This is a genomic window from Halomonas litopenaei (assembly GCF_003045775.1).
GTDB classification, from domain to species: Bacteria; Pseudomonadota; Gammaproteobacteria; order Pseudomonadales; family Halomonadaceae; genus Halomonas; species Halomonas litopenaei.
In genome coordinates this window covers 1-4,287 of sequence record NZ_PXNS01000026.1, presented here as the reverse complement: position 1 = coordinate 4,287, position 4,287 = coordinate 1, and the positions used below count along the sequence as shown (strand labels likewise).

The window sequence follows — 4,287 nt, the reverse complement described above, 5'->3', positions numbered from 1 at the left end:
TCGTCGCTCATCCTGTCCTCCTTATGACTGCACTATATCCTGTGCAGCTATGGAGGGGGTCACTTCAGTCGGAGTACTTCATTGGAACCTCATCACGCCCCACATGGTTCAGAGTCTAACAGCTGCTGAGGCTCCAACTAGCTTGGCAGTGGGGGATCTGAAGTGGGCCCTTACAGAGCTGAACAGGCTATACTGCAGCCATTAGGAAGATGGCATGAGCAAAGAATCTACCCTCAAATGCTGACTGCAAAGCGCAAAGTCGGTGTCGTCATGGACATCTTCAAAGGTAAGACCTCCGTCGCTGAAGTGGCTCGCCATCACGATCTCACAGAACTTACCTAATATTAGTAGATATTAATCCTGGATAAGTTCACTAAGCGCTGGCCACGTAAAGTGCACAGAAACCAATGGGCATTGAAAATATGCTCAGGCTTGATCGTCAACTGGTTCTCACGTTTTTTAATATTTGACCCGAGTGTGAAATGTAATGTTTTCAGTACTGATGTCGGTATATTCAAAGGAAAAGCCTGAGTATTTGGAAGCGTCTGTTTCCAGTATATGGTTTCACCAAACAAGAAAACCTGATCAAATAGTTGTAGTTAAAGATGGTCCCCTTACTCAAGAGCTTGAAGACGTATTGGAAAAATGGAAACTTGAATTGGGGGACGTGTTGTTGATCGTGGGAACAGAAGTCAACATGGGGTTGGCTGCGGCGCTTAATCTTGGTTTGAGATATTGCAAGTATGATTTGGTGGCGAGAATGGACTCTGATGATCTCTCAATGCCGATGAGGTTTGAAGAGCAAGTTTTGTTTATGGAGAAAAATCCTGAGATTTCTGTTTTTGGTGGGGCTGTGGAAGAATGGGATGCCAGTTTAGAAATAAGGACTGCAGTTAGAACAGTTCCTGTAACTGATGAACAGTTAAAAAATTATGTTAAGTTTAGGTGCCCAGTTAGTCATCCCTCGGTGATGTTTAGAAAGAGCGATATTCTTAGTGTTGGTGGGTATCCTGATATTTATCCGGAAGATTATGCCCTTTGGGTGGAAATGATAAATAGTGGATTTAAGTTTGGGAACGCTACGAGTGTTTTCGTAAGGATGAGAACTGGAGATGATTTTTTAAAAAGGCGTGGATGGAGATTTTTCAAAGGTGAGGTTTTTATAATAAGAAAAATGTATGGTTACAATATGATAAAAGCGACTGAGTTCTTGGCGTGCATTTTTCTGCGTGGATTCCTTCGTCTCTGTCCTGTTTTTATTAAAGAAAAAATATACCGTTTCTTCAGGTAGCAGGCTACGGGCCGTGATGCATCGCATGACTCCGCCTTATTGATGTGGCAGGCCTGAAAACGAAGATAGCGGATGGCATTCTCTTAAAAAAAACAGTGCGTTCCGCCAAGAACCTGATCAAAGAGAGGGCGGTCTCAATGAGCAAGTGCAATGCCTGATCGATCAGGTGCGCTATCGCTATGACTCATTGCTACCACCTTACTGCTGAAGAACGTGCCACCATCATGCTAGGTTTTGTCTGAAAAGTCTGCACGCAAACAATGGTCTATGCAGGCCAGGCATACCATCGCCTTGAAACTTCTGGCGAGCTTGTCATAGCGCGTGCAGACACGGCGTAGTTCTTTGATCCAGCCGATACAGCGCTCGATGACGTTCCTTTCCCGGTAGCGCGGCTTGTCAAACCCCCTGGACGCCCCCGGCAGTGGCTTTCGGTGCATCTTGCGTCTGGCAATGATCGGCTTCATCCGGTGGCGGTCGCAGTACCGGCGGAGGGAATCACTGTCGTAGCCTTTGTCCGCGACGATGTATCGGCAACGTTTACGTGGTCGTCCCACTCGCCCAGGCAAATGGACGTGCTCCATGGTAGGAACAAAGTGGCGGGTATCCGGATCCTGCCCCGGCGTCACGGTGAACGTTAGTGGCCAGCCATGCCGATCGCAAAGCATGTGGATCTTGGTGGTCAGGCCGCCTCGGCTGCGCCCCAGCGCATGGTCTATGGGTTCTTTCGATCCCCCTTTTTGCCGCCCCCAGAGGCGGCGCGGGTGGCGCGAATCGTCGTCGAGTCGATCATCCAAGTGTCCAGATCCATCAGGCCATCTTCTCGCAAGCGGAGCTGGAGCCGCGCCAGGATGGTCTCGAAGGTGCCGTCATCGCGCCACTGACGAAAGCGGTCATAGACGGTCTTCCATGGGCCATAGCGCTCTGGCAGATCGCGCCATTTGGCGCCTGAGCACAGGATCCAGAAGATCCCGTTCAGCACTTGGCGGTCAGCTCGGCGAGGGCGGCCCATTGGTTGGGAGGGCGAGACGATGTCCTTAATCATCTCCCAGCATTGAGCGGAGAGCTCGTAGCGTCCTGCCATGCGGTCACCTATGCAGTTGCGGCATCGGCCACATTAGCAAATCCGACTTTTCGGACAAAACCTAATGCGTGAAGGTCACTCGATACGCTCCATCGCCAAATACCTTGGGAGAGCTGCCACCACGATTTCTTGGGAACTGGCTCGGCATGCGGTACCTTCTCATGCTGGCTATGACGCCAGTCTGGCGGGTTTCAGGGCCACGCTGACGCGACATCGAGCACGATCACAATCAAAGTTGCGCCTTGGTACGCCTCTCTTCGATCTGGTGACCTACCTGTTACGCTAGTACTGGTCTCCTAGGCAATAGCCATCACACTGAAGCGCATGTATCCAAATGACTCTACACGGCAGGTCTCTCACGAGGCCATCTACAACGCGCTCTATGTGATGCCCCGAGGCTCGCTGAAAAAAGAGCTCATTGCTTGCCTACGGCAAGGGAGGGGAAAGCGGCGTCTACGCAGTCGTGGCACGGATCGTCGCCGCCAAATTGAAGTGACCCCCTCCAGAGCTGCACAGGCTATAGTGCAGCCATCAGGAGGACAGCATGAGCGACGAAAACCCCATCAAGCGATGGACAGCGAAGCGCAAGGCCGCCGTGGTCATGGACATCTTCAAGGGCAAGAGCACAGCGGCTGAGGTGGCTCGCCAGTACGATCTTACCGTCTCCGAGATCGATGGCTGGATCGATGAGGCTCAGCGAAGCATGGAGAACGGGTTCAGGGCTCGCCCGAAAGACGTCCGCGAGCAGTACGAATCCGAGCTACGGGAGACCAAAGAGGCGCTGGGCGAGGCCCATCTGCAGATTTACGCACTAAAAAAGTTTCGCCGCCTGCTCGACGAGGACGAGAACTCGTAAGGTCGCTGCAGGCGGAAATGGCCCAGCAGGGCCACGTGGTTTCGCTCGTCAAACTCTGTCAGTGGCTGGGGCTTCCCCGGCGGACGTTGTATTACCGTCCCAGGCCGCGGCAGCGCACGATCAATACTGAGCTGACCACCAGAGTAAAGCTGGCCCTGGAACAGTTTCCCACCTACGGCTATCGACTGGCGTGTGTCCTGGGGGAGAACCGCAAGCCAATCCAGCGCATCCTCCAGATCAAAGGCTGGCAGGTGCGCAAGCGGCCTCAGGGCTTTCGTCCTCGTGCCAGGAGCCTGCCATCTGTTGCCTCAAGACCTGATGAACGGTGGGCGAGCGATCTCACCTTTGTATGGTGCGGAAAGGACCGACGAGCCAGCCTGGCAGTGATCATCGACTGCTGCACGCGAGAGATTCTCGGTTGGCGATTATCCGACAATGGCAGCAGCAAGACCGCAGAAGCCGCACTGGAGGAAGCGCTGATCTATCGGCTAGGAGCGCTGGGGCGCGTTAAGCAGCCATTGGCCCTTCGCTCTGATAATGGGCTTGTGTTCAGTAGTCGTCACTACACAGGTACGGTAAAGACCTATGGCCTGACCCAAAAGTTCACGACGCCATATACACCGGAACAGAACGGGCTCGTAGAGCGCTTCTTCTGCTCCTTGAAGGAGGAGTGCATCTGGCTCCATCGCTTTGAATCGTTGGGCCAGGCCAGGGCCGTCGTCAGTCGCTGGATCAGGTACTACAACGAAGAGCGGCCACATCAGTCTCTGGGCTATGTGGCATCCCGAGCACACTCGGGATTAGCCGCGTAGGGTGTGCAGAAACTAGGGGGTCATTACAAAATTCCTGACTTGGTCAGTATTCATCTCCGGCCGCCTGAGATCGAAGATCGGTTGATGCCCGGGCATTGGGAAGGCGACCTCATCATGGGCCCAGCAACCGTTCTGCTGTAGGCACCTTGGTCGACCGCACGACACGCTTCGTCATCCTGATGAAAATGGACGGTACGACCGCGACGGATGCGATGGTCGGCTTTAGTGACAAATTGAACCGTGTTCC

General features: G+C 53.2%; 4 protein-coding genes and 2 pseudogenes. 5 read left to right on the top strand and 1 reads right to left on the bottom strand.

The window, feature by feature from the left end:
• Positions 1–487: 487 nt before the first annotated feature.
• On the top strand, positions 488–1,291 hold the full coding sequence (locus C6W88_RS21120; RefSeq protein WP_108133889.1) for a glycosyltransferase: 804 nt from the start codon (positions 488–490) through the stop codon (positions 1,289–1,291).
• A 227-nt stretch (positions 1,292–1,518) separates the two neighbouring features.
• Here the strand turns inward: C6W88_RS21120 and C6W88_RS21115 are convergent.
• A protein-coding gene (locus C6W88_RS21115; RefSeq protein ID WP_108133888.1) for an IS5 family transposase occupies positions 1,519–2,372 on the bottom strand; the annotation gives its coding sequence in 2 pieces (ribosomal slippage) (positions 1,519–2,030 and positions 2,030–2,372; 855 coding nt in all).
• Positions 2,373–2,436: 64 nt separating this feature from the next.
• On the opposite strand from C6W88_RS21115, the pseudogene C6W88_RS22160 reads away from it, so the two are divergent.
• From C6W88_RS22160 to C6W88_RS21950, 4 genes and pseudogenes are all read left to right on the top strand, one after another.
• Positions 2,437–2,861 (top strand): annotated as a pseudogene (locus tag C6W88_RS22160) (transposase); the annotation flags it as partial.
• A gap of 55 nt (positions 2,862–2,916) precedes the next feature.
• Positions 2,917–3,228, top strand: a complete 312-nt coding sequence (locus tag C6W88_RS21105) for a DUF1153 domain-containing protein (RefSeq protein WP_108133886.1) — start codon at positions 2,917–2,919, stop codon at positions 3,226–3,228.
• A 17-nt stretch (positions 3,229–3,245) separates the two neighbouring features.
• The gene (locus C6W88_RS21100) at positions 3,246–4,040 is read left to right on the top strand and encodes an IS3 family transposase (protein WP_108133885.1); all 795 of its coding nucleotides are present in this window, start codon (positions 3,246–3,248) and stop codon (positions 4,038–4,040) included.
• Positions 4,041–4,287, top strand: a pseudogene (locus C6W88_RS21950) (IS30 family transposase); the annotation flags it as partial.

Coding starts and splice junctions, on each gene's coding strand:
- C6W88_RS21120 (WP_108133889.1), top strand. CDS start 488: ATGTTTTCAGTACTGATGTCGGTATATTCAAAGGAAAAGCCTGAGTAT.
- C6W88_RS21105 (WP_108133886.1), top strand. CDS start 2,917: ATGAGCGACGAAAACCCCATCAAGCGATGGACAGCGAAGCGCAAGGCC.
- C6W88_RS21100 (WP_108133885.1), top strand. CDS start 3,246: ATGGCCCAGCAGGGCCACGTGGTTTCGCTCGTCAAACTCTGTCAGTGG.